The 24,043-nt window shown below is 51.9% G+C and carries 14 protein-coding genes; 8 read left to right on the top strand and 6 right to left on the bottom strand.

The window, feature by feature from the left end; genetic code table 11:
• Window positions 1–381: 381 nt before the first annotated feature.
• Entirely contained in the window at window positions 382–3,984 is a 3,603-nt protein-coding gene (locus tag ACYVJM_RS13160) for a choice-of-anchor Q domain-containing protein (protein ID WP_461148707.1), read from the bottom strand.
• 535 nt (window positions 3,985–4,519) lie between these two features.
• Here ACYVJM_RS13160 and ACYVJM_RS13155 point away from each other — a divergent pair.
• The 5 genes from ACYVJM_RS13155 (at window position 4,520) to ACYVJM_RS13135 (ending at window position 10,311) form a co-directional block, all read left to right on the top strand.
• On the top strand, window positions 4,520–4,921 hold the full coding sequence (locus ACYVJM_RS13155; protein WP_461148706.1) for a GlcG/HbpS family heme-binding protein: 402 nt from the start codon (window positions 4,520–4,522) through the stop codon (window positions 4,919–4,921).
• 99 nt (window positions 4,922–5,020) lie between these two features.
• Window positions 5,021–6,211 carry a formaldehyde dehydrogenase, glutathione-independent gene (gene fdhA / locus ACYVJM_RS13150; protein ID WP_461148705.1) on the top strand — a complete coding sequence of 397 codons (1,191 nt, stop codon included), beginning with the start codon at window positions 5,021–5,023 and terminating at the stop codon, window positions 6,209–6,211.
• 483 nt (window positions 6,212–6,694) lie between these two features.
• Window positions 6,695–7,210: a hypothetical protein gene (locus tag ACYVJM_RS13145; RefSeq protein WP_461148704.1), complete on the top strand. Its 516-nt coding sequence runs from the start codon at window positions 6,695–6,697 to the stop codon at window positions 7,208–7,210.
• A gap of 736 nt (window positions 7,211–7,946) precedes the next feature.
• The gene (locus ACYVJM_RS13140) at window positions 7,947–8,345 is read left to right on the top strand and encodes a response regulator (RefSeq protein ID WP_461148703.1); all 399 of its coding nucleotides are present in this window, start codon (window positions 7,947–7,949) and stop codon (window positions 8,343–8,345) included.
• On the top strand, window positions 8,320–10,311 hold the full coding sequence (locus tag ACYVJM_RS13135; RefSeq protein ID WP_461148702.1) for a hybrid sensor histidine kinase/response regulator transcription factor: 1,992 nt from the start codon (window positions 8,320–8,322) through the stop codon (window positions 10,309–10,311). Before ACYVJM_RS13140 ends, ACYVJM_RS13135 begins: the two co-directional genes overlap by 26 nt.
• Before the next feature lie 97 nt (window positions 10,312–10,408).
• Here the strand turns inward: ACYVJM_RS13135 and ACYVJM_RS13130 are convergent, their stop codons facing one another.
• Window positions 10,409–11,935, bottom strand: a complete 1,527-nt coding sequence (locus ACYVJM_RS13130) for a right-handed parallel beta-helix repeat-containing protein (RefSeq protein WP_461148701.1) — start codon at window positions 11,933–11,935, stop codon at window positions 10,409–10,411.
• 702 nt (window positions 11,936–12,637) lie between these two features.
• On the opposite strand from ACYVJM_RS13130, the gene ACYVJM_RS13125 reads away from it, so the two are divergent.
• Window positions 12,638–15,079 (top strand): ABC transporter permease, encoded by a 2,442-nt coding sequence (locus tag ACYVJM_RS13125; RefSeq protein ID WP_461148700.1) that lies wholly within the window; start codon window positions 12,638–12,640, stop codon window positions 15,077–15,079.
• A gap of 50 nt (window positions 15,080–15,129) precedes the next feature.
• Here ACYVJM_RS13125 and ACYVJM_RS13120 read toward each other — a convergent pair whose 3' ends face one another.
• Both ACYVJM_RS13120 and ACYVJM_RS13115 read right to left on the bottom strand, forming a co-directional pair.
• Window positions 15,130–15,573, bottom strand: coding sequence for a hypothetical protein (locus tag ACYVJM_RS13120; RefSeq protein WP_461148699.1), 444 nt, complete (start codon window positions 15,571–15,573; stop codon window positions 15,130–15,132).
• Window positions 15,574–15,591: 18 nt separating this feature from the next.
• Window positions 15,592–16,035: a hypothetical protein gene (locus tag ACYVJM_RS13115; RefSeq protein ID WP_461148698.1), complete on the bottom strand. Its 444-nt coding sequence runs from the start codon at window positions 16,033–16,035 to the stop codon at window positions 15,592–15,594.
• 36 nt (window positions 16,036–16,071) lie between these two features.
• Between ACYVJM_RS13115 and ACYVJM_RS13110 the strand changes: the two genes are divergently transcribed.
• Window positions 16,072–18,471 (top strand): FtsX-like permease family protein, encoded by a 2,400-nt coding sequence (locus ACYVJM_RS13110; RefSeq protein WP_461148697.1) that lies wholly within the window; start codon window positions 16,072–16,074, stop codon window positions 18,469–18,471.
• Between the two features lie 61 nt (window positions 18,472–18,532).
• On the opposite strand, the gene ACYVJM_RS13105 is transcribed toward ACYVJM_RS13110, so the two are convergent.
• Entirely contained in the window at window positions 18,533–19,003 is a 471-nt protein-coding gene (locus tag ACYVJM_RS13105) for a Uma2 family endonuclease (protein WP_461148696.1), read from the bottom strand.
• A gap of 53 nt (window positions 19,004–19,056) precedes the next feature.
• Entirely contained in the window at window positions 19,057–21,264 is a 2,208-nt protein-coding gene (locus ACYVJM_RS13100; protein ID WP_461148695.1) for a carbohydrate binding family 9 domain-containing protein, read from the bottom strand.
• A gap of 312 nt (window positions 21,265–21,576) precedes the next feature.
• Between ACYVJM_RS13100 and ACYVJM_RS13095 the strand changes: the two genes are divergently transcribed.
• A complete protein-coding gene (locus tag ACYVJM_RS13095; RefSeq protein WP_461148694.1) occupies window positions 21,577–23,982 on the top strand; it encodes an ABC transporter permease in 2,406 nt (801 codons plus the stop codon).
• Window positions 23,983–24,043: the final 61 nt, after the last annotated feature.

The following is a 24,043-nucleotide window of genomic DNA, read 5'->3' as shown; positions in this document are numbered from 1 at the left end:
GGTATGGCTGTCCCTAAGTATACTATTCAATAACATATGAATAAACATAATTGTTTATATTGACAATCCACTACAAATAAGTTTCTTTTTAGTAGCTACCAAGTCTTTGCAATTAATAGAATTAGCCTCAGCCGCCCCTTAAGTTCCTGAAAATCAATATTAAATCTATATAAATAGGGTAGTAATAAATTTTTTGTTTCATCCTTAGTCTGAACCATGACTTTGGCATACACTTGAGTTTACTTAACCCGTCGGTAAGAGGCAGGATCCCGGCTTTAGGTTACACTAGAATCGTGCTGTGAATATAATTGAGTACCTACAAGCTGCCCTGCCCTTCTCCAGTTGAGAGGGGCAGGGCAACTTGTACAATTGCCTGTAAGATTAATTTGCTTTAAGCACTTTAATGGTCTGATGACGGATAGGTGAGCTAACCTGCAACAGCAGAAGGCCCGTTCCCGCACTTCCTGCCTGCAACGTCTGCCGCTCCAGGGCACCCGGCCCGGCTACCGTCCGGGCGTCCAGTTGCCGTCCGCTGGCATCGGTAAGCGTATAGACCAGCGGCTGGCCCTGAGCTCCGCTCACTTCAACCACCACCTCACTCCCCGTCACCGGGTTGCCCAGCACCCGCACCTGCCAGCCTCCCTCTACAGAGGACTCCCCCCGGCCCGCAGCCAGTCGGGCTGCCCCCGGATTGGTCACCAGGAAGGAGACTTGACGGGGCAGACCGGCCGTATCCGTACCACCCCCTCCCGAGTAGGGCGTGGCCGTCAACGTGTAAGGCCCCAGGTCAGGTGTCCAGTTGGCATAATCCCCCTGATTATCCCCAAACAAGGCGTAGGGAGCCACTCCTTCCACCATCTGGCGACTTTGCTGACCGCTCAGCTCAAAGACCACCGAGCCAACCACGGCGGGCTCCGTAACGGCCTGAATGTTCAGATTACGAGTGGGCAGACGCGAGAGGTCCACCTCCTGCCCATCAGTCAACTCTTCAATAGGCTGATCGGTGTCGGCGTTGATAAGCCAGAAGTGGGTTACCCGTTGGTTGCCCGGCTGCTTGACCACCGTGAAATCCACCGTCAGGGCGGTGCCAATGGCGCCGGTAGCATTCGCTCCGGCATAGGGGGTAGCCGTCAGGGTGTAGGTGCCCACAGCGGGTGTCCAGCCCAGATAGTCGCCCTGGTTATCTCCAAACAGGGCATAGGGAGCCACCCCTTCCACCACCTGATAGCTCTGCTGACCACTCAGATTGAAAGCGACAGAACCAACCGCAGCGGGCTCAGTAACAGCCTGGATGTTGAGGTTACGGGTAGGCAGACTCGAGAGGTTGAGCTGGGTACCGGCGGTCAGTTCCTGGATAGGCTGGTCGGTATCGGCGTTGACGAGCCAGAAGTGAGTTAGCTGCTGTGAGGTGCTTGCCTGATTGATGACGGTAAAGCTCACTGTTAAGGCCGTACCCGCCGTACCGGTGCCGCCGGCTTGCGCGTACGGGGTAGCCGTCAGGGTGTAGGCTCCCAGAGCGGGTGTCCAACCCAGATAGTCGCCCTGGTTATCCCCAAACAGGGCGTAGGGAGCTACCCCTTCCACCACCTGATAGCTCTGCTGACCACTCAGACTGAAAGCGACTGAACCGATCACAGCGGGCACGGTGACGGCCTGGATGTTGAGGTTGCGGGTAGGCAGACTCGAGAGGTTAAGCTGGGTACCGGCGGTCAGTTCCTGGATAGGCTGGTCGGTATCGGCGTTGATGAGCCAGAAGCGCGTCAGGGTCATGGTGACCGGGGCGGGGTTGATGGTAACCGACTGGCTAGTCGCGTTACTACAGCCATTGCCATCTGTGAAGGTGTAGCCCACCTGATGTAAGCCCAGTGACAGAGAGGCCGGCTCAAAGACGGTAGCCAGGTTGCCGTCGAGGGTGAAAGTGCCCCCGGTGGGTGTGCCTACCCCGGCCAGCGTTATGGCGGGGTCCGTTTGAGAATAGGTGCTGGCCAGCCCATCGATGGATACAACGGGTTTGGCATTAACCAATAGCGATACACTGGCCGTATCGGTCAGGTTGTTCGCATCGGTCACCACTACACTCACCGACATTACCCCGGCACTGGTGGCGGTGAAGATAACGGCACTGGCGGTGGGGTTGGTCAGGACCCCCGGGCTGGCGCTGCTCCACTGGTAGGTGTAGGGGGCGGTCCCGCCGGTTGCCTGGGCCGTCAGACCGGTTGTGCTGCCCACGCACAAGGCACTCTGGCTGGAGGTTGCACTGACCAGAGGTGGCTGAGCAACGGGCTGGGTAACGGACAGACTAAAGGCAGTCGAGGTAACGCTGTTGCAGGCACTGGTGGCCACCAGGGAGTACGAACCCGCCTGCTGGGGCTGCACATTGGTGAGCCGGAGGGTGGCCGAGCTCTGACCCGTAACGAGGCTTCCGTCTTTGTACCAGGCGTAGCTGTCGGCGGGTGCATTGAGCCCGACAGTCGTTTCTACTGTTGCTCCGGCCACTACCGTTGACTGACTGGCGGGTTGCCGGGTGATGGCCAGGAGTGTGGCAGGTGTGCCCTGGAACTCGAAGGCGCCGATGTCGATGGTGCCGCCCGCAATTCGGGGGTTACCGGCTATGTCTGTTTGCTGGCTCGATCGGTCGGTGTAATAGCTAGTGTTGCCTGTGTTGATAGCCGGCGAGCAGGGATTGAGCTGCAGATTCGACACGCTCACAAACGGGGAAGAGGTGATTATTTGCGCTTTAGGATCCGTTTTAGGTGAATCGTTCACCCCTGGCTCGCCTAAACAATTATAGAAATAAACCAGCCCATTGCCCGTACTCGTTCCACCAGCTCTGTTCACATAAGTGATGTTAACGATAGCCTTGGAACCCCCATTGTTCCATAGAAGGCTATTAAAGAGAGTGGGCCCCGCAGTAAACTGGGAACCGTTGATCATATAGGGGGTGGCCGTGTTATAGAAAGCCCCACCCTGAGGGGACGAGTTATCCACCAGGCTACAGTTTACCAAAGTTGGTTTGGCTTCCGGGTAATCATTGCCTAAGGTAGTGTTGAACATAGCCCCTCCACTGGTAGAGGCCGTGTTTCCCTGGAGCACACAGTTAACCAGAAAAGGGGAACTTATCCCTGGACCTCCGCTAAATCGATCCCCCTCTGCATAATTGTATAGCGCCCCGCCACTACTAGCCGAGTTGTTAAGGAACGAGCAGTTCGTAAAAGCTGGTTTAGTTGTACCCCAAAAAGCCCGGTTGTAGATGGCCCCTCCCTCATTTGCCCGATTATTCAGGAAACGGCAATTCGTAAATACAGGACTGGAATTACCCCGTAAGCTTCCATCGTTAAATATGGCCCCGCCCATGCCTGAAGTGTAATTCTGACTAAACACACAGTTTTGAACGGTGGGGCTGCTGGCGCCCCTATACCCATTGTTATAAATAGCTCCTCCTCCTACCGAATTTGTAAAGTAAATCGGAGCGGTGGCGTACCCTCCGGTAATCACCACGCCATCCAGTAAGGTCTGTGCGCTAACATTGGCAAATTGAACCACGATATTAGAATTTTCAGCATCCAGCAGGTTATCGTTGTCGATATCGCCTGAGAGGGTGGTGCTGCCAGGCTGATCTGTAGTGGCAAAGTCAATCCGCTGGTCGGGGTTGGCCCCACTGCCCAGATAACCACCCAGCACCTTCACCCCCGATGGAATACTAAAGGAGAGCATGCGATCACCCGTATTACTGGGCTTGTAGGCTCCCCCCGCCAGTCGAAACTCAGCGCCTTCGATGGCCGAGGCCAGAGTAGCCTGGAGCTGACTTCCGGGTAGGGCATTGGCCCAGTCGGCACCGGTTTGCTGACCGGCTCCCTCGGGGGTAACATACACCGTTTGAGCCTGGAGGCTCAGAGCGCTCATTAGCCACAAGGCTGCACCCAGCAGTAGGCCGGGCAAGTAAGCAGATGTGTTGAGACAAAACCTGGTAAAGTTGTTTTTCATACGTGTTTGAATTAAAAATATACTTGTTAATTGATAGATATACTAGATAATAGAAGTTCGGAGCTGACCGTACCAACTGGGGGTGGAGCGGGTGCAAACAGTAGTAGGTTGGTGTATGGATACGAGCCAAACCCAGCTCGTTCGCTACTAAAGTAGAAAAATGGGGGTACGTATGAACATTTTTTATGAGAGGTAATTCGAAAATTGAGTAACAGGCCCCGTCCGTAATCTATTTTTCCACTGGGCTAACTTGGAATTAATTAAAAAGCCCTGTCTGACACACTAGGAAATTACCAGATAGCGGTGCCGTTGTGTTTTGACCACTTGTCTGTGCGACGGGAATTTATAGGCCATACCGCTACTTATTTGTAATTCTTACCGCACAGTTAAGTGAGATATAATTAATTCCATACCCTCAAAATAATTATATTATTTATTGATATTATTGTGCTGGTACATCTCCTACTTATTCCCTAGTTTTGCTCAGGATCAGGGTATACTACCCGATCTATCCAACGTTATTTAAAACCAGATCATGAGCATTACGTTAGCACAAGCTGAAACATCAGTACAGGCGGCCAAAGCCAAAGCGACCGAACTAGGAACCCTGATGAACATTGCCATTGTCGATGCAGGAGCGAACCTTATTGCATTTGCCCATATGGACGGCGCCTGGTTAGGGTCGATTGACATTTCGCAGAAGAAAGCCAGAACCGCCCGGTACTTCGATATGCCAACGGGCGAAATCGGTAAACTGTCGCAGCCGGGCGGTTCACTCTATAACATAGAGCACTCCAATGGCGGGCTTATTACCTTTCCCGGCGGCATACCGATCAAAAATGCGGAAGGGGCGATCATTGGTGCCATCGGCGTCTCCGGAAGCACCGTCGAGAATGACCACATCGTTGCCCAGGCAGGCGTTGATGCGCTTGATTGATGCAGCCAGTAGTAAGTCAGTAAGTGGCTGACGTGTTCGTAATAGTCCCGCGTCAGCCACTTACTGACTCCTGTCGTCTAACCCTTAACCCCTAAATCTATGTGTCAAAATCATGGTGTCGCGTACATAAAACCCGGTGTGGTTGAAGTACAATCTATTGAGTACCCGAAGCTGGCCCTGGGCGACCGGAAATGCCACCACGGCGTAATTCTGCAAATCGTTTCGACCAACATCTGCGGCAGCGATCAACACATGGTTCGGGGTCGGACAACGGCACCTGCCGGATTGGTGCTGGGCCATGAGATAACGGGGCTGGTCATTGAGGCCGGTCGCGATGTCGAATTTATTAAAGAGGGGGATCTGGTATCTGTGCCGTTCAATATCGCCTGTGGACGTTGCCGCAACTGCAAAGTAGGGCAAACGGGTATCTGCCTGAATGTTAATCCGGCCCGACCCGGTGCGGCCTATGGCTATGTCGATATGGGCGGCTGGGTTGGCGGACAGGCCGAATACGTGATGGTACCCTACGCCGATTTTAACCTGCTGAAGTTTCCGGATAAAGACCAGGCTATGGCCAAAATCCGTGACCTGACGCTCCTCTCCGACATTTTTCCGACGGGCTACCACGGGGCCGTTATGGCTGGCGTGGGGCCGGGGTCCATTGTGTATGTTGCCGGAGCAGGCCCCGTTGGGCTGGCCTGTGCGGCCTCCTGCCATTTGCTCGGAGCCGCCGTCGTTATTGTTGGCGATATGATTCCCGAGCGCCTGGAGCAGGCACGAAGCTTCGGTTGTGAAACGATCGACCTACGCAACGAAGCCTCCCTGGCCGATCAGATCGCCGACATCATTGGCGTTCCCGAAGTAGATTCGGCCGTCGACTGCGTGGGCTTCGAAGCCCGCGGCCACGGCGCCGATGCCGCTACCGAGCAACCAGCCACCGTACTGAATGCGGCCATGACCATTACCCGCGCGGGCGGGGCCATTGGTATTCCCGGCCTTTACGTAACGGGCGATCCAGGTGCATCGACAGAAGCCGCCAAAGAAGGAAACCTGAACATCCGTATCGGGCTGGGCTGGGCAAAGTCGCACTCGTTTTACACCGGCCAGTGCCCGGTTATGAAATACCACCGGCAGTTGATGAACGCCATTCTATACGACAAAATACAGATTGCCAAAGCCGTCAATGTGGAAGTGATCAGTCTCGACAAAGCTCCAAAAGGCTACCAGGATTTTGATAAAGGAGCCGCCAAGAAATTTGTCATCGATCCGCATGGAATGATCCCAAATTAAATAAATGCAAGCGGTTTGCCGTCAGGCTAAGCCGAACCTGTACCGAACAAATTCCCGCCGATCGATGCGCTTATCGATCGGCCGGTTTTTTTATGCGCAATCATCCGGTTTTCCGGGAGAACGGTGTGAATACAAAGCGATCCCGGCCTATGTCCGAAATCTGAGTGTGTTTGTCCGAAATCTGAGCGCCCGTGCAGACGATAAGCCCCAACTTTGTTACCGTCAATAAGACGCAGCCCGAATGAATACCTGACGGCTTCTTACCACACCCTATTGAATTCACACCATTAAAAATTAAACCTTAACCACACCCTTCTACCTCTTTTTAATCGCCGTACCTGGGTTGAGCCCCAGCTCAGGTACGGCTCAATTCAAGAGACAACGACCCTTTATCCAACTCCCGTGATGCGACGAAAGCCCACTACACTGTAGTGGGCTGGAGCAACTGAATCAAGAGATCTTAACCCTGCCCATAAACTTGTCATGAACACGCTACTCATTGGATATTGCCGTATAGCCTGGCTGGGTCTTGTCCTGCATCTGGGTTTCGCGATTCCTGCTCTGGTCGTCGCTCCCGACGGGCTGATCCATATTTTCAACGTACTACCTGCTTTTTTCGTAGACAACCTGCCCGGCAACGGCGAGGCAGGCGATCGCTCAACGGAATCTATGTTCGAAGAAGGGTATGAGCATCCGGTAGGGCTGGCTGAATGGCCCATCGGCTACAGGTCGGCCGGCTCCAGCTGCATACCCTGTCATAACGGCACTCTCGAAGACAGAAACCTGACGATTAACAGGCCCGGCGTCATTCCGAACACACCATCGTTTGAACTGGCTGGTGATGCATCTCAATGGGCTTTGTCCGACCGTCCCGCCAACAGCACCGCCAATTCCGATACGCTCCTGCCATACATCGATCCGTTTACTGATGGGTCGCCAACACAGCACATGGTCTACAAGCACCTCATCATTCCTTTCGCCAAAAAATCGCCGATGTGATAGAGGCCGGAACCTACGGTACGAAGTCATTCATGCCCCAACGGATGCGGGCAAGGGAAAAATAGCAAAAAGCGGTAAGTTGTGGCGGCCCCAAACGGTCGCCTTTTGCATTGCAGGTCTCCCCATACCAGTGCTAACCGATTTGGCCAGAGTCCATTGGTCTGGTTCAAATACAATCCTCTTCCCGATACGTCAACACAATTTCGATTCCTTATACACAGGTTTCCAGAGCGGCCAATCTTCCTCCCGGCCAGCTGTACGAATAGTCAGTGATCCGCCATTATAAAATAGGTTCCCACAAACCGAAGACCACTCAAAACAAGATACGATAGTGCCTGTGCCTGAAAATTAATATACTTTGAACTTTGATCAAAAACACTCATATTACGCAGTTATTAAACACTTGTATAAACAAAACTGACCTTCAGGCAACGATTGGTTAACTATCGGTTAATTTTTATTTAGTTGATTTACCGGAGTTCGTTCGGCTACCCACACAAAACGAGATAGGGTTTTATTAAAAATGCCTTGTCCGAAACCGACGCTCAACTTCTTCTGCACCTTTACCGCCCTACAGGCGTTCAGGCTATAAATAATGCTTTATAACAAGGCAAACCCTGTTCCTGGAGCTTATTGCATAAGGGCTATATGATGTCTATATTTAGTTACCTACCAGACAACCAGGCAGCTGGCAGTATCCAACAGACTAAAATCCTCTTACACTAAACATCAACTCATGCTGAAAATTTTAGTTGTCGATGACGAGCTGGACATTAAGCCTTTGTATGAACAACGGTTTGCCCGTGAGATTTTAAGCCATCAGGTAGATCTTAGTTTTGCCCATTCGGGCGAAGAAGCACTGGGGGGGTTAGCGAACTCGGAAGTTGGGCTGATTTTGTCAGATATAAACATGCCGGGTATGGATGGACTTGAGTTACTGCGCCGAATCCGGCAAAAGTACCCTAAACAGCCACCAGCCATCATGATGGTGACGGCCTATGGTGATACAGAAAACTACCAGCAGGCCATGCGTGCCGGTGCAGATGATTTCCTGACCAAGCCACTGGATTTCAAGCTGCTAAAAAATAAACTCAAAGACCTGACGGCGCATGAGCACCAAGATCCTGGTCATTGATGATGAACCCGATATTGAACCGCTGCTTCTGCAGCGGTTTTGGCTTACCATCCGAGAGGGTATTTACGATTTCCGGTTCGCCAGAGGAGGCTATGAAGCACTCTCCCTGATCGAAGCCGAACCGGACTACGACGTATTGCTGGTCGACATCAACATGCGTGACATGGACGGGCTTACCCTGCTCGGCTATCTACCCGATCTGTTACCTAACGGGCGGGCGGTGATGGTATCGGCTTATGGCGATATGGACAACATCCGGACGGCCATGAATCGGGGGGCGTTTGACTTCGTCTGTAAGCCCATCAACTTCAAAGATCTGGAGTTAACCGTCGAAAAAACCGCCCGTCACGTTCGCCAGCTGCGGGAATCGGCCAGAACGAAACTAATTGCCGATTTAAAAACCCACTTCTTCGACAACATAACCCACGAATTCCGCACGCCGTTAACCCTTATTCTGGCCCCTGTTGAGCGGTTGCTGCGCCAGGGAAGCGACCACCAGAGTACACAGCGGGACCTGGTGGCCATTGACCGAAACGCACGCCAGTTACTCCGGCTCATCAACCAGCTTCTCGATCTGGCCAAACTGGAGGTGGGCCATCTCCAGGTAAACGCACAGCCGGGCTACCTGAGTGAGTTTGTTGAGCAACTGGTGCAGGCTTTTATTCCTGTGGCTGAGCAACGTGGAATTACACTTACGTACCATACCGATGTATCGGGAATGTGGTTATTCGATTCGGAAAAACTTGGTCAGATCGGGTACAATCTACTGGCAAACGCCATTAAGTTCACAACCGGATTTACCGCACAGAAAGCTGGCTCCGGGCAGATTACCGTGCAATTGATGAACGGCTCACCCGTTCGGTTGTTGGTTTCAGATACAGGCATCGGGATTGCCCCGACTCATTTACCTCACATTTTTGATCGTTTTTATCAGGTCGACTCGCTGGCGCGGCCGCTGGAACCCGGCACGGGTATCGGCTTGTCGATGGTTAAGGAACTAACCGAACTGATGGGTGGCACCGTATCGGTCAGCAGCCATACAGGTACGGCAACAACACCATCCGGCAGCACCTTCGTTGTGGACTTGCCGATTAGCCCTTTATTGACCGACGAGGGCGTGGTCGACGACAGTTTTCCGCTACAGGACTGGTTTCCGTTACGGATAACCGAGTCAGCTATTGAACTGGCAGCTGCGGTTCCTCCCAACGATGCGCCACTCGTTGTGGTTGTTGAAGATAACGATGAACTACGTACTTTTTTGGCCGAAGAACTGGCCCATCAGTACCGGGTACTTACGGCCGCTTCGGGAGAGCAGGGCTGGTCAATCATCCAAACCGAACTACCCGACGTTGTTATTTCCGATATCATGATGCCAGGTATGGACGGGTACGCTTTAACGCACCGCATCAAAGCCACACCGGCTACAGATCATATTGCGGTTATTTTACTCACCGCCAAGGCAACCGGCGACAGCCGGCTTACGGGCCTGCAACAGGGTGCCGACGACTACCTGACCAAACCTTTTGTCATTGAGGAACTGGTGCTGCGACTCCGAAACCTGCTGGCTCGTCAGCAGCGGTTACGGACACTTTACCAGCAGCAGCTGGCCCGACCGGAACTTCCCCAGCCCATAGAAACCGTTCAGGATGGTTGGTTAAGAACGTTGTTTACCGTATTGGATGAGCATCTCGACGACTCGTCGTTCGGCGTTGAGCGACTGGCCGAATGCATGGCGCTGAGTAGTAAAACGTTGCTTCGCAAAGTGCAGGCGCTTACTCAGCTGTCGACCAACGATCTGGTTCGCCGGTACCGCTTACGCAAAGCCGTCGACCTGCTGCGAGCCGGACACGGTGTATCGGAAACGGCTTATATGGTGGGCTTTGATACGCCTTCGTATTTCGGTCAGTGTTTCAAGGAGCTTTACCACATCACACCCAAAGACTTTGCTATCCTGTCAAAAGCGTAAGAGAACCCTGATTCAGAACCGGTTTTTCAAAAAAGTGGCCGTACGGATTTGTTGAACACGAACCGTACGGCCACTTCCTGCGAAAGGCAAATGCAACTTACTTTTTAATGAACCGGCCTTTCAGCAACTTAAGATCGGGCGTTATAACCTGATACACATACAGGCCCGTCGGCAGCGTCGTTGTTTCCACACGCACTTCGTTGGCGGGTGCAGCCGGTATTATGTGGTTGACGCGCTGGCCGTCAATGGAATAAATACTCACTTCCGACATGGTCAGATCCGGGTTTGTCAGCCGAAGGACCATCTCGTCAATACAAGGCGAGGGGGATGATGAAATTTCCCGCACCGTCGTTTCCAGTCCTTCGGTTAGTCCTCCCAGTTCAACGCCTTCCCGCGCGCCAGCCACCGGCTGAAACTCATAAGCGCCAATATCGATAGCCGTTCCTTTTGGGCGCCCGTTACCGGCAAGGTCGGTGGTAAACGTACAGTACGTATTCAGAATCCCTTTATCGACGAGCGGAGAGCCTTTCTGCGGCCGGTAGCTTGCATCAAAAACATTTGTTGTCAGCGCTGTACTTACCGAAGACCCGTAATAATTAGCAGACTGTGTTATCTGGTAACCGGTTATGAGCTTAATTACTTTACCCGTTCCTGCCTGAATAACGGCATTGTTGGTTGCGGTTGTTTTATCCAGCTTGTTATAGAAGCATAACCCATCCTGAGCCGACTTGATAAAGGTATTGTTGGTAACGATCATGGGATTACCGCTGGGCGTTCCGGCCCGGTTGTCGCAGAATAACCCGTAGCCTCCTACATCCGTAACCAGATTATTGTAGATCATATTGGTTCCGGAGTGACCAACGAAGATGATTCCATTGCCACCCACATTATGCACAATGTTGTTGTATAGTCGCCCTGAAGAGCCGCCCGAAGCCTGAATACCGTTATTCTGATATTGCTGAAATGGCGAGATGCCGGCATAGTTGATCACATTGTTATACACCCGGTAGTCCGGCGCACAGGCAAACTGTATGCCTTCGGCACCGGTACGTTCTACCAGGTTGTTGTAAATGGCCAGACCATAAATGTTGTGCGGATAAACGACTTTGCTCTCGCCGTCGCAGCTTTTGCTGATGCCGCTGTTCCAGAAAGAGTTGCCGATGTACATGCCCTCGCCGTAGGTGTCATGAACATAGTTATCATGGACTTTGATGTTGTACATGGCGAAGTTGCCCCGCCAGGTGGCCGGGTTACAGGTGGGGTCCATCTTGATCATGATACCGGCGAAGCCAGTGCCCGAGACCTCCACGCGCTCAATCTCGAAATCGGAGCTAAAGCCCGTCACATTAATGCCCGATGCTCCGCTGGGGGTTTTAGTAAGACTTATACCGTATTTATAGCGGCTATCGCCCGAGCCGGTCAGCTTGACAAATTTGCTGTCGTAGAACTGAATACCATTTGTGCCGGTCGAGGTGCCTACCGTAACGGGCCCACCACAGTTTATGATTTTAATGGGCTGGGTGGCCGTACCAACAATGTTCTTGAAGTAGAGGTAGGGATAGTTACCGGCAGCGATGCAGATTGTCTGGCCGGGTTTGTAGCCCAGTGCCTTGCCGTCGTACATGGCTGCTTTCGAGATCGTGATGTTACAGTTACATGTTTGCCCTGCCGCAGGAGGACCGGTTGAAACCAGACAGGCAAGTGTTAGCAAGGACAGCCCGGCAAGAGCACTTTTTTTGAACCACGGGCTAATTTTAGTTAACCAAAATAATTTTATGGTAATTACTTGTAAACTACTATAGATTAATTTCATACAATAAGTACATCTTACGGTTAAAGTGCATATATATGGCATCTATTTTATATATACAAACTATAGGTGCTTATTTATGCTGGGCTAAAAGGCTTATTAATAAATAGATACAAATAATTATATCATCTTTTACGCTCCGTATACTTGTGCCTGTTCTCTATATATGCCAACTATTTTTACCTTTTGTATACAAAGTCCATACATAGCCTTACTTGACCTTAAATTACTGACGAGTATAACTGTTCAACAGACCCGTTGCCGGTTAAATCAGAGCCCAATTAAGCACTCAGCGTAAGCGTATTGAACCTGCGACAACATATCAGTAGAACGTCTGGCAAGGGATACCGGAAGGAGTGTACAATGGGGATCGTACGCATCGAAAAAAGCTTAACATTTTTTAACGCCCTGCCAATCAAGCGGAAAGCCCGGCAAACCAAATTCTTAAATACCTTCACCGCTGAGATTAGCGCTACCCGCTAAGTGGTTATTTCAGATATATAAACGGTTTGCTCAATGTTACAGAACTACCTCAAAATCGCCCTACGCAATCTGGCCCGCAGACGATTCTACGCGCTTGTCACCCTGTTTGGGTTGACGGTTGGTATTACGTTTCTATTATTGATCGGCAGCTACATTCAGGGTGAGCTGGCCGTAAACAAGACGCTCCGCCATGCCGACAGCCAATACCTGTTACAGAGCCAATGGAAGGTAACTGACATGGGTTCCGAAGTTGGTTCGCTGGCGCCGATGGGGCCAACGCTCCGGCAAGTGTACCCCAATCTGGTGGCGAATTACTACCGAACCTATGGCGTGAATGCCATCGTGTCAAGCGGTGAAAACCACTTTCGTGAGCCGATACAGGTTGGCGATTCTACGCTGCTGTCGATGTTTGGATTCCCACTGGCGTACGGTGATCCAAAGACGGCGCTTACCGAGCCGAATACAGTGGTGATCACGGCCCAGGTAGCCAAAAAATATTTTAAGCAAACCAATGCCCTTCGGCAGCAACTAACGATACAGACGCCAGGGGCGGGCAAGCAAGTGTTTACCGTTACGGGCGTGTTAACCGATCTGCCCGACAATAGTGTCACGCATGTGTTCGACCAGCCGGAACAGTTGTTTATCTCCCTCCGCAACTTTGGTTATTTCTCCGACGCACAGGGCCTGACCGCCTGGGGCAACCGGAGCATTGTCACTTATCTGGAACTACAACCGGGCACCTCCGCCGAACAGTTGGCCCAACCCTTCGCTCAAACGCTAAAGACGCACGCACCCCTCGATATCCAGGCCAATTTACAGCCTTACCTCAGTCCGCTACGTACATATCACCTGAAAGCAGACAATGGCCTGATCGAGAAAATGCTCCTGACCCTGACCGTTGTTGCGTTGTTTATTCTACTGATGGCGGTGGTCAATTTTGTGAACATCACAATTGGTACGTCTGCCACGCGCCTTAGAGAAATCGGCGTTCGGAAAGTACTGGGTGGATTAAAAAAACAGGTGATCGCTCAGTTTCTTGTCGAAGCCCTGTTGTTGACCGCTGGTGCCACCTTACTGGCGCTTGGTTGCTATGAACTCTTCCGGTCAACGTTCGCGACGGTGCTGGAGAAACCCATACCGTCGTTACTCGATTGGTCGCCGTATGCGTTCCTGTCCCTGGTGGGCTTGATGGTGTTGATCGGTTTACTGGCGGGTAGCTATCCCGCGTTCGTGCTGTCGGGCCTACCGTCTGTCGATTCATTGAAAGGGCGGGCTACGTTCGGCACGCTGGGCGCATCCATGCGGCAGGGCATAGGGTTTCGTCGGGCGTTGATTGTCTTTCAGTTTACGGTGGCCATTCTGGTTTTTGTGGGTGCCGTCGTTATCAACCGTCAGGTCTCGTTCTTTTTCAACAAGAATCTAGGATACCGGAAAGACCAGATCCTGGCCATCAAATCCGTTCCCCGCGATTGGTCGCCAGCGGGTGTACAACGCATGGAAGGCATCCGAAATCAACTGGCGCTCATTCCGGGCGTGGAGGGGGTAAGTCTCTCGTTCGAGATTCCGGATGGAGCCAGTAGCGGAAGTGTTAACATGGTTGCACAGGGACAGGATAGCACCCAGGCCATCACGGCCAATTCAATCACCACCGACCAGTGGTATGCGCAAACCTATGGCTTGAGCCTGAAAGCAGGTCAGTTTTTCAACGCTAACGGTGGTGGTTATGACTCGCTGGCCGTTGTGCTAAACGAATCGGCGACGAAAGCGCTGGGATGGGACAGTCCGGCAAAAGCCCTTGGAAAGCAGGTCCTGTTTCGGGGCGGCACCTTCCGTATCGGGGGTGTCCTGACCGATTTCCACTTTGGCTCCCTCCGCGAAACCATCCGGCCACTGGTATTCATTCCCGTTCAGAAAGACCCAATCTATCGCTATCTATCCCTTAAAGTTGCGCCCGGCAAACTGGCTGGCGGAGGTTTACCGGAAACGGTAGACGCCATTGGCAAAGAGTGGGCGCGACTATTCCCCGATGCGCCCTTCGACTATTCGTTCATGGATAGTACCCTCCAGAAGCTCTACAGGACCGAAATCCAGTTACAGAAGGCATCGCGGCTGGCCACTTCGCTGGCGCTGGTCATCGTCTTTTTAGGCGTGCTGGGGCTGGTATCGCTGAACGTGACCCGGCGGACCAAAGAGATTGGTATCCGCAAAGTGCTGGGTTCTTCGACATTCAGTATTGTCAATCTGTTCATGAAGGAGTTCGTGCTGATTCTGGTCGTGGCCAACGGTATCGCCTGGCCCCTAGCCTATTACCTGCTGAGCGACTGGCTCACCCGCTTTGCCTACCGAACCGATTTAGCCTGGTGGCCTTTTGCACTGGTAGCAGGCTGTTTGGCCTTATTGACGGGGCTGATCGTCAGTACGCAAACGATACGGGCGGCCCTGACGAATCCGGTGAAATCGTTGCGATCGGAATAAGAACACGGGGTGGTTTTGCTGTCGCACAGGAGACGCAAGGGATTGCGGCTCTACAGAAACTGATTCAAATCCAGTTGCAGGATGTCGGAAAAGGAGGTTTCAGTAGCTATTCCGTTATCCCCTTTTCGGTAACGAAGCCAATGTTCTGTACGGTAGTTATAAACGAAGCCTTCAAGAATGTCGTAGGGAAAATCTTCAATCAAACTAACCACTTTTTGTAAGTCGCCTTTTAAACCACGTGTATGGCAGACTTCAATAATAACCGGTATATGGTCATGGTCTTTATCGTATAGAATGAGGTCGGGCGTTGGGCTGGTTCGGCCTTCGTCGAGCATCGTTTCAGGCAACGGCTCCAGTGAAATGGCTTTATCGTAATAAAATAGTTTACCCAGGCCAACATTCAGTTTACTGATAACCCGCTGATGATCCATGGGCGCATTTACACCCATTTCATCCTCATGAACCATTGACAGGCCGTGTTTGACTTCGTACATAATTAAGTATGATAAACTCTACAAAAACTGATTCAGGTCCAGTTGCAGGATGTCGGAGAAGGAGGTTTCTGTGATCAAGCCACCGTCGCCGAAACGATACCGGAGCCATTTAGTTGTTCGGTAATCATAAAGGAAGCCCTCCCGGATGCCATAATCATCTTCGTCGATCAATTGAATTACTTTACGCAAATCGCCCTTTAATCCATTCGTATGACAGACTTCAATAATAACAGGGGTTTGAGCAGCCGGATTGTCCCGTAATGATACATCAGGCACTGGACTGGCCTTACCTTCATCAAGCATGGTTTCTGGCAATGGCTCTAGTAAAATAGCTTTCTCACGATGATACAAAACGCCTAAACCTATCGTCAGGAGTGAGATTATGCGCTGATGATCAATAGGTGCCCATACGCCCCAATCTTCAGCCACAACGAATGGTTCTGTGGTAGCAGTGAAATACATATACTCTTGTTTGTAACAAATCTAACGAAAAAAGTGATGTTTCAGTCCTACCTCAAAATAGCCCTCCGCAACCTCCGTTCGCAACGCAGCTATACCCTGCTGAACGTCATTGGCCTGACTATTGGCATGGCGGGGGGGCTGCTTATTTTCCTGTTTATCCGGCACCACCTGAGCACCGACCGGCACCACGCCCAGTTTGACCGTATTTACCGGATTGTGCTGGACCTTCACCTGGATGATGGGTCTGTTGAACACTACCCCGAAGCTCCGCTGCCCATGGCGAAAACCCTGCGTACCGACTATTCGCAGGTGGATCAGGCGGCTTTCCTGGCGGTAAACCGGTCCTTGACGGTGCGCATCAAGCAGCCCGGCCAGGCGGCTCCCAGGCTTTTTCTGGAACACGATGGCACGGCACTTGCCGAGGGCGAACTGTTTCAGATATTCGACTACCAATGGCTGGCCGGCGACCCAAAAACTGCCCTTCAGGCACCCAATACCCTTGTTTTGACGGCGTCATGGGCTAAACGGTATTTTGGCGATCGCAATCCCATAGGCCAGATTATCGAACTCAATCATATAGTCAACGCGACTGTAACGGGTCTGATCGCCGATCCGACGCAGCCGACCGACACCCACATCGGCCTGTTTATCTCGATGCCCACTATTCGCCAGCTCGACCCGGAGTTTAATGTGCATGAATGGGGACAATTGAACAGCAATTACCGGCTGTATTGTACATTGAAAGACAACGCAACGGCCACAGCTCAACAGTTGGAAGCCAGTTTCCCGGCGCTATCGAAAAAACACTTCGGCGACGTAGCAAATGTCTTCCATTTTCACATTCAGCCGCTGGCCGATGTGCATTTCGATGTAGAGCGGGCGGGGGGTGTTATCCGGCGGTCGTTGATCTGGTCGCTGGGGTTGATTGGCGTGTTTCTGATTCTGACGGCCTGTATCAATTTTGTCAATCTGGCTACGGCACAGGCGTTTCGCCGGAGTAAAGAGGTGGGCGTTCGCAAAACGCTGGGGAGTTCACGGGCTCAGCTGGCGTGGCAGTTTCTGCTCGAAACCAGTATGATCGTGGTCATGGCTACGGTGTTTGCCGTCCTGCTGGCATCGCTGAGTTTACCACTTTTCAATAACTGGGTTCATGTTCAACTCGCCTTTAGGCCCGATGCACCGATGCTCGTGTTTATCGGTCTATTAATGGCTGTTGTCGTGTTATCGGCGGGTGGTTACCCGGCTTTTGTCTTATCGGGTTTTAGCCCCAAGGCAAGTCTGCAAGGCAAACTCACCGCCTTTGTGGGTGGGTACTCAGTGCGGCAGGGGCTGGTGATTCTTCAGTTTGTGGTTTGCCAGGCGCTGCTGGTTGGGGCTTTGGTGGTGATGCGGCAGATGCAATTTATCCGGCATACCGACCTGGGCTTCCAGCAGGATAACGTGCTGATTGTCAACCTCCCTCTTTCCGAAAAGAAATCGTTCCAAGCCTTTAAAAGCGAACTGAGCCAATACCCGGACATCAAGGCGGTTACCTTACAGTATCGACCACCCTCCGCCAAAGTCATGAACGGCGGCTCTTTTAAATTCGGCCCGCAGACCGACTGGGCCAACTTTCCCATCCGCGAGCGGCTTGCCGACGCCGATTACCTGAAAACCTACAATTTACAGTTGGTGGCAGGCCGAAACATCGTCGAAGGGGATTCGATTCGGGAGTACGTTATCAACGAAACGCTGCTGCATAAACTCGGCTTTCGTGATCCAAAAGCCATTCTTGGTAAACGAATGCAATATTATCTCTCGTCGGTGCCGCTGCCCATTGTGGGCGTCGTTAAGGATTTTCACCAGCGGTCGCTGCATGAAGTCATTGGCCCCTGTTTCATTGCCTCGTTTCCGACCATGTATCAGCAGGCTGGTATTCGGATTTCAGGGGCATCACCCACGCAAACGCTGGCTCATATCCGGAGCATCTGGCAACGGCTGTATCCAACCGATGTATTTGACTATGAATTCCTAAATGATCAGCTCGCGCAGTTTTACGAAACCGAAACGTCAATTTCGCAACTCGTCAATGTGTTCGCGTTGATGGCGATGGTCATCTGCGGGCTTGGGCTGTATGGTCTCGTTGCCTTCACGGTAGGGCAGCGTACCAAGGAAATCGGCATTCGAAAAGTATTGGGCGCGAGCGTTGCCAGTATTGTGGCCCTCCTCTCCGCCGAGTTTTTGAAACTGGTGCTTGTTGCCATTGGAATGGCCAGTCCGCTGGCGTGGTGGCTCATGACCAAATGGCTACAGGATTTCGCTTACAAAACCGACATCGCCTGGTGGGTGTTCGTGCTGGCCGGTGCGCTGGCCGTGAGCATTGCCCTGCTGACGGTTAGTTTCCAGAGTATGAAGGCAGCTTTGGCAAACCCGGTGAAATCGTTGCGGGCAGAATGAAAAGCGTATAACCAGACGTATAACGTAGAGACAACGCATGCGTTGTTAGCAAATGAATTGATCAACCTTCAAATATATCAGCCATATTGAGTTGCAATCCGGTTTCCGGGTCAGTAATAACGCCTTCCGTGACGTTAAGCTGTTGACGATTGGGGAGTAAAATAGATACAATTTGCAGGCTTGGCACAATCAGCCAAACGGTTTTAACCCCTGCCGGAAAATGCTTTTGATAAATTCGTTCGATAAGGCTGTTCAAACTTTGTTCCGGCGACAAGATTTCGATAGTCGTTAGTGGAACATCATGAACAATAATTTCGTCAGTCAGCCAATTCATCTGACGTTTAGGAAAGATGCATAAGTCCGGGCGAGTTTTACCAGAAGCAAATTCAAGATCAAGCTCCGTAAAAATGCTGTATTGTTGCCGGTAAGCCAACATAAACAGGAAGGCTAAACGGCTCTGTAATTCGGAATGATTCAGACTCGACATTTTTTCGTCTTCGTATTCAACGGGTTGCTCAACGACTGATTCCATAACCGAACGAGTTTTTATCAAATATAACAAATCCTATCAGTAAGTTATCTAAATCAGAACTGTTTCAGGTAGCTGATCTTGGCGATGGCGTGGTCTTCAGTTTGGGTTCGCTGCTGTAGATTCTGGAAACCGCGATGGTTGAGAACTACGTAAACATACGACAGCGGCTGGTACTCCCACGAAAGCCGGATATTGTAATTCTGCGACTGGTTTTCGGAGTTTCGCTGATAAAAGCCGATCAACTGAAGCCGTGGGTTTAGCGCAAATCTCCCCTCGATGGAATACAGATCGACGGTGGCGTTGGTTTTTTCCTCGCCCACTTCGACGAACCGATTTCGGTTGAAACGCCCCGACAGCGAGAAATGCGGAATGGGCGCAAACTGCACCGTCCAGTCGCCCGAGTTCAGTTTCCCGCCAAAGTACGTTCCCCAGTTGTAGATAGTCTGAACATTCAGGATGCGTGAAGGATCGGTGCTGGCGTAGATCTGGTGACGCACGTAGTTGAACTGACCCGTTTCAATTTTTACCCCCAGCGGCTCGAACACCTCCGTAAGCTGCTGATAGGTGGGGGTGATGCTGTAGCCAAAATAGGCCCCGCTTTGCAGATTCAGCCACATCGGGTAAATGGTCCAGGTGCGCTCGATGAGTTTGCCGGTAGACGCCTGGTGGTAGAACTCCGGGAAAACGCTCGGCTCCCAGGCCCGCAGCCACTTTTTGAACGGCAACCGCTTGCCGCGATACCACCAGAAGACGCCGGGTGTAGTGGCAATGACGTCGTTACGCGAAACAAAGCCTAACTCCGGGTCATAATCTTTGGTAACAATGGACTGGGTCCACCAGACCTTGAACTGATTGCTCACATAAAAATACTGGGCATAAGCCGAAAAGCCCTTTTTACCCGTTCGAGCCGAAGTCGAATAGGACGCCAGCGTATTGAGCGAATGGGATTCACCCAGTCGGAAAAAGCCGTCTATCGTACCAACAATATTCGAGCCGTCGGGCCGATCTTTGACCGTCAGCAAGCCCCCGATATGGTGCTGCTTACCGAAATTCTCCGAAAACCGCCCGACAAAAAAGTTGGTGACGGGCGTATCGCCAACGCCCCGCTGCCGCATCAGAATAGCCCCTATATTTCGTTTCAGAGAGCGATATACGAACCGCCCCCCCACATCGATCGGGATGGGGTTTCCGCTATCATCCAGGCCAATCCGGCGGCTAAAGAACGGCTGGATGCGCATGTTGCCGCCCGACTCATCGAGATTCCGGCTGATACCTACACCAAAAAGGGACGCATTTTCCAGAAAGAACTGCCGTCGTTCAGGAAAAAACACCGAAAACCGACTGACGTTATTGACCTGCCGATCGGCATCAGCCTGGGCAAAATCCGTATTGGCAGTAAGATCCAGCACGGTGTTTGGGTTAATGGCCCATTTGAGTTCACCCCCGAATTTAACGTTCGTTTCTTCGGGTTTTACGGCCGCATCAAAGCCGGTATAGCGATCGTAGGACGTCAGGACATACGGTTGTATACGAATGTTGGGCTTGGGCGGTGGCGGCTGTAAATTGGCCAGAATACCCGCGTAATCCATCCGAAACGACGAAAACGAGCGTGGGTACGGCGAAAACGCCGAGATTTCATTCGTCAGGCGACGGTTTCGGTACATATTGAACCCCCAGTTCTGCACCGTTTCGGTCGTTTTTGGGTAGCGTAATGTTTGCCACGGAATAGCTATTTCGGCCACCCAGCCCGAATCACTGCGGGTGGTACGCACCCGCCACAGGCCGTCCCAGTCGAAATCGTAATAGATATCGTCGAAGGACAGAAAATCACGTTGCACGCCATAGGGGTTAGTGGCAAAGGCCATGGCATTGCGCCGGTCGTTGAACCCATCGAAGGAGAGGTTGACCAGATCGTGCTGCATGTAGTTGAAATCGCGCTTGAAATCGGTAGCCCGAATGGCTTTCTTACCCAGCGAATCCCGCATGAAAATCCCGAAGTAGAGAAACTGTTTGTTATAGAGCACCCGTACATCCGTTTGATGATTGGGGCTTTTGCCCTGATACGGCTCAATCTGAATAAAGCCGGGCGACGGTTTGGTTTTCTGCCATTCAGCGTCGTTCAACAGCCCCTCCACCTTCAGGGACGACGTAATTTGTACCGCTTCGATCACCCGCCGGACCGAATCGGGCTTGAAAATGGTCGCATCCTGAGCAAACGAATGAAGGGGGATCAGAAGAAATAGCGTAGAGAGTCTTTTCATTAACAGCCGTTTAAGACGACAAAAGTCTGCAAAATGTTCAATTGTAGGCTAATGTCAGGACCGGGATTTATGTGATTTTCCGGACGGACTATGAAATTTGCTTTCACAGAAAGCTATCTCATTAAATCATATTCCGTCCGAAAAATCACATAAATCCCGGTCCTGACCCTGTCCGCAACTGTACGACCAGCGTCCGTTTGCGGACATCCCCTTCCAACCTACTAGAACTAACACTATGATTATCAGTTACTTAATTTTCTGGTACGGCATTTGGCATAGGCTACCGCGTATCCTGCTCAACTCTGCCTGATTATGCTGCGAAACTATTTTCTTATCGCCTTCCGCAATTTGCGGAAACACAAATCATTCAGTTTTATCAACATTACAGGGGTAGCTGTAGGATTGGCGTGCTTCCTGCTCATTGCGCTGTATGTGCGGGATGAACTCAGTTACGACCGCTACAACACTAACGCCGACCGTGTCTACCGCCTTACACGCACCTTCCTCTCGTCGGAGGGGACGGCTTCGCTGCGGCTGGCGCAGGCGGCACCGCCCTTTGGGCCGCTCATCAGGCAGGACTTCCCCGAAGCCGAGCAGGTTGTGCGTACAATTGACAACGGGGGACTGCTAAAATACGGCGAACACTCGTTCAATGAGGAAGATATGTTCTTCGCCGAAGCCAATCTGTTTAAGGTGTTTGACGTTAACGTGACCAGCGGCAATCCTGAACAGGCTTTAGTCAACCCGTTTTCGATTATGTTCTCCCGACCAATGGCGGAGAAGTACTTCGGCCAGGAAAATCCAATAGGTAAAACGGTTCGGCTAAATGACCAGTTCGACCTGACCGTAACAGGTGTTTTTGAGCCCCTGCCTGCTCAGTCGCATTTTCATCCCAGCTTTCTGGTCTCATTTTCCACGTTCAACGATAACCGTGTTTATGGTGCCGAACAGCTTCGGACCAGCTGGAGTAACAACTCCTTCAATACCTACGTATTATTAAAGCCCAATGCAAACCCACAGCGGATGGAAGCTGGCTTTCCGGCGTTTCAGGACAAGTACGTACCCGCCGAAGAAGGGCGTAAGGCCTCCGCTTTTTCGGTGCTGAACCTGCAAAAACTCACCGATATTCACCTGAAGTCGCATACGGATTCGGAGATAGAGCCAACCGGCGATATGAGTTATATCTATTTATTTTCGGCCATTGGTTTATTCATTCTGCTCATTGCCTGCATCAATTACATGAATCTGGCAACAGCCCGGTCGGCGGGGCGGGCCAAAGAGGTTGGGATGCGCAAGGTTGTAGGGGCTTTGCGTTCCCAGCTTATTGGGCAGTTTCTGAGCGAATCCATTCTCCTCGTCACGTTTGCCTTAGGTGTTGCCATCCTGTTGTTGATCCTGTGCTTACCGGCACTGAACGCTTTCACCCAAAAACAACTGTCGTTTCAGCAACTGCTCGACCCTGTCTTTTTATGTGTTCTGGTGGGCATTACCTTGCTGACGGGTTTGGTAGCGGGTAGTTATCCCGCGTTCTTCCTCACCTCCTTCCGGCCATTGGGTGTGTTGAAAGGGCAGATTGCCTCGACCATGCGGACGGGCAAACTTCGGCAGGTGCTGGTTATCACGCAGTTCGCCATTGCCATCGCGCTCATTATCAGTACGGCGGTGGTTTATAACCAGATGACATACATTCAGAATTACCGGCTCGGCTACGCCAAAGATCAGGTGCTGCTTATGCCCGATATTGGTGATTCGACAACGAACTATGAAACGCTCAAACAGCAGCTCATCCGAACGGGTGCCGTGCGCGACATGGGCCGATCGTCGCGGGTACCGTCGGGGCGGCTGCTCGATTCGTACGGCGGCATGGCCATGAAAGGCGACAGCATGGCTCCCGTTCAAATTAACCTGCGGGGGCTGCGCGTCGATTACGATTTCATTCCCGCTTATCAGATCAGCATGGCTGCCGGACGCAATTTCTCCCGCGACTACTCCACCGACACGTCGATGGTGGTGCTGAACGAAACAGCCGCGCGGCAGTTGGGCTGGACTCCCGAACAGGCCATCGGCAAGCCGTTTCAGTATGGCCCCGCCAAAGGCCGGATTATCGGCGTTACGAAAGATTATCACTTTGAATCCCTGCACCAGCAGGTGGCGGCCCTGGCCATGATTCTGACGCCCCGCCAACTCAACTGGATTTCAATACCACTCAAAGGAAATGTTACGGCGAGTATCAAACAGGTTGAATCGGTCTGGAAACAGTATTTCCCGCAACGTCCGTTCGACTACCAGTTTCTGGACACCCGCTTTGACCGGCTCTACGCCCGTGAGCAAACGCAGCAAACCTTGTTCAGCATCTTTGCCGGGGTGGCCATTCTGATCTCCTGCCTCGGTCTGTTTGGCCTGTCGATGTTCATGGCGGAGCAGCGCACCAAGGAAATCGGCATTCGAAAAGTGCTGGGTGCGTCGGAAGCGAGTCTGGTAGCGCTGTTCTCTCAGGATTTCATGAAACTGGTACTGGTGGCGCTGGTCATTGCCTCCCCCATTGCCTGGTACGCCATGCACACCTGGCTCAGCGACTTCGCCTACCGCACCGATATTCACTGGTGGGTGTTCCTGCTGGCCGGTGGCCTGACGGTATTGATTGCCTTATTGACGGTAAGTTTCCAAAGTATAAAAGCCGCCCTGATGAACCCGGTGAAATCGTTACGATCGGAATGAAACAGAAAGGAGTGAGAAGCGAGAAGTGAGGAGCCGTCCGGCGGCACCACACCCGTCAGCA

This window comes from Spirosoma pulveris (genome assembly GCF_054781875.1).
This window is presented reverse-complemented; position numbering and strand designations above follow the sequence as displayed.

Coding starts and splice junctions, on each gene's coding strand:
- ACYVJM_RS13160 (WP_461148707.1), bottom strand. CDS start 3,984: ATGAAAAACAACTTTACCAGGTTTTGTCTCAACACATCTGCTTACTTG.
- ACYVJM_RS13155 (WP_461148706.1), top strand. CDS start 4,520: ATGAGCATTACGTTAGCACAAGCTGAAACATCAGTACAGGCGGCCAAA.
- fdhA (WP_461148705.1), top strand. CDS start 5,021: ATGTGTCAAAATCATGGTGTCGCGTACATAAAACCCGGTGTGGTTGAA.
- ACYVJM_RS13145 (WP_461148704.1), top strand. CDS start 6,695: ATGAACACGCTACTCATTGGATATTGCCGTATAGCCTGGCTGGGTCTT.
- ACYVJM_RS13140 (WP_461148703.1), top strand. CDS start 7,947: ATGCTGAAAATTTTAGTTGTCGATGACGAGCTGGACATTAAGCCTTTG.
- ACYVJM_RS13135 (WP_461148702.1), top strand. CDS start 8,320: ATGAGCACCAAGATCCTGGTCATTGATGATGAACCCGATATTGAACCG.
- ACYVJM_RS13130 (WP_461148701.1), bottom strand. CDS start 11,935: ATGTACGACGGCAAGGCACTGGGCTACAAACCCGGCCAGACAATCTGC.
- ACYVJM_RS13125 (WP_461148700.1), top strand. CDS start 12,638: ATGTTACAGAACTACCTCAAAATCGCCCTACGCAATCTGGCCCGCAGA.
- ACYVJM_RS13120 (WP_461148699.1), bottom strand. CDS start 15,573: ATGTACGAAGTCAAACACGGCCTGTCAATGGTTCATGAGGATGAAATG.
- ACYVJM_RS13115 (WP_461148698.1), bottom strand. CDS start 16,035: ATGTATTTCACTGCTACCACAGAACCATTCGTTGTGGCTGAAGATTGG.
- ACYVJM_RS13110 (WP_461148697.1), top strand. CDS start 16,072: ATGTTTCAGTCCTACCTCAAAATAGCCCTCCGCAACCTCCGTTCGCAA.
- ACYVJM_RS13105 (WP_461148696.1), bottom strand. CDS start 19,003: ATGGAATCAGTCGTTGAGCAACCCGTTGAATACGAAGACGAAAAAATG.
- ACYVJM_RS13100 (WP_461148695.1), bottom strand. CDS start 21,264: ATGAAAAGACTCTCTACGCTATTTCTTCTGATCCCCCTTCATTCGTTT.
- ACYVJM_RS13095 (WP_461148694.1), top strand. CDS start 21,577: ATGCTGCGAAACTATTTTCTTATCGCCTTCCGCAATTTGCGGAAACAC.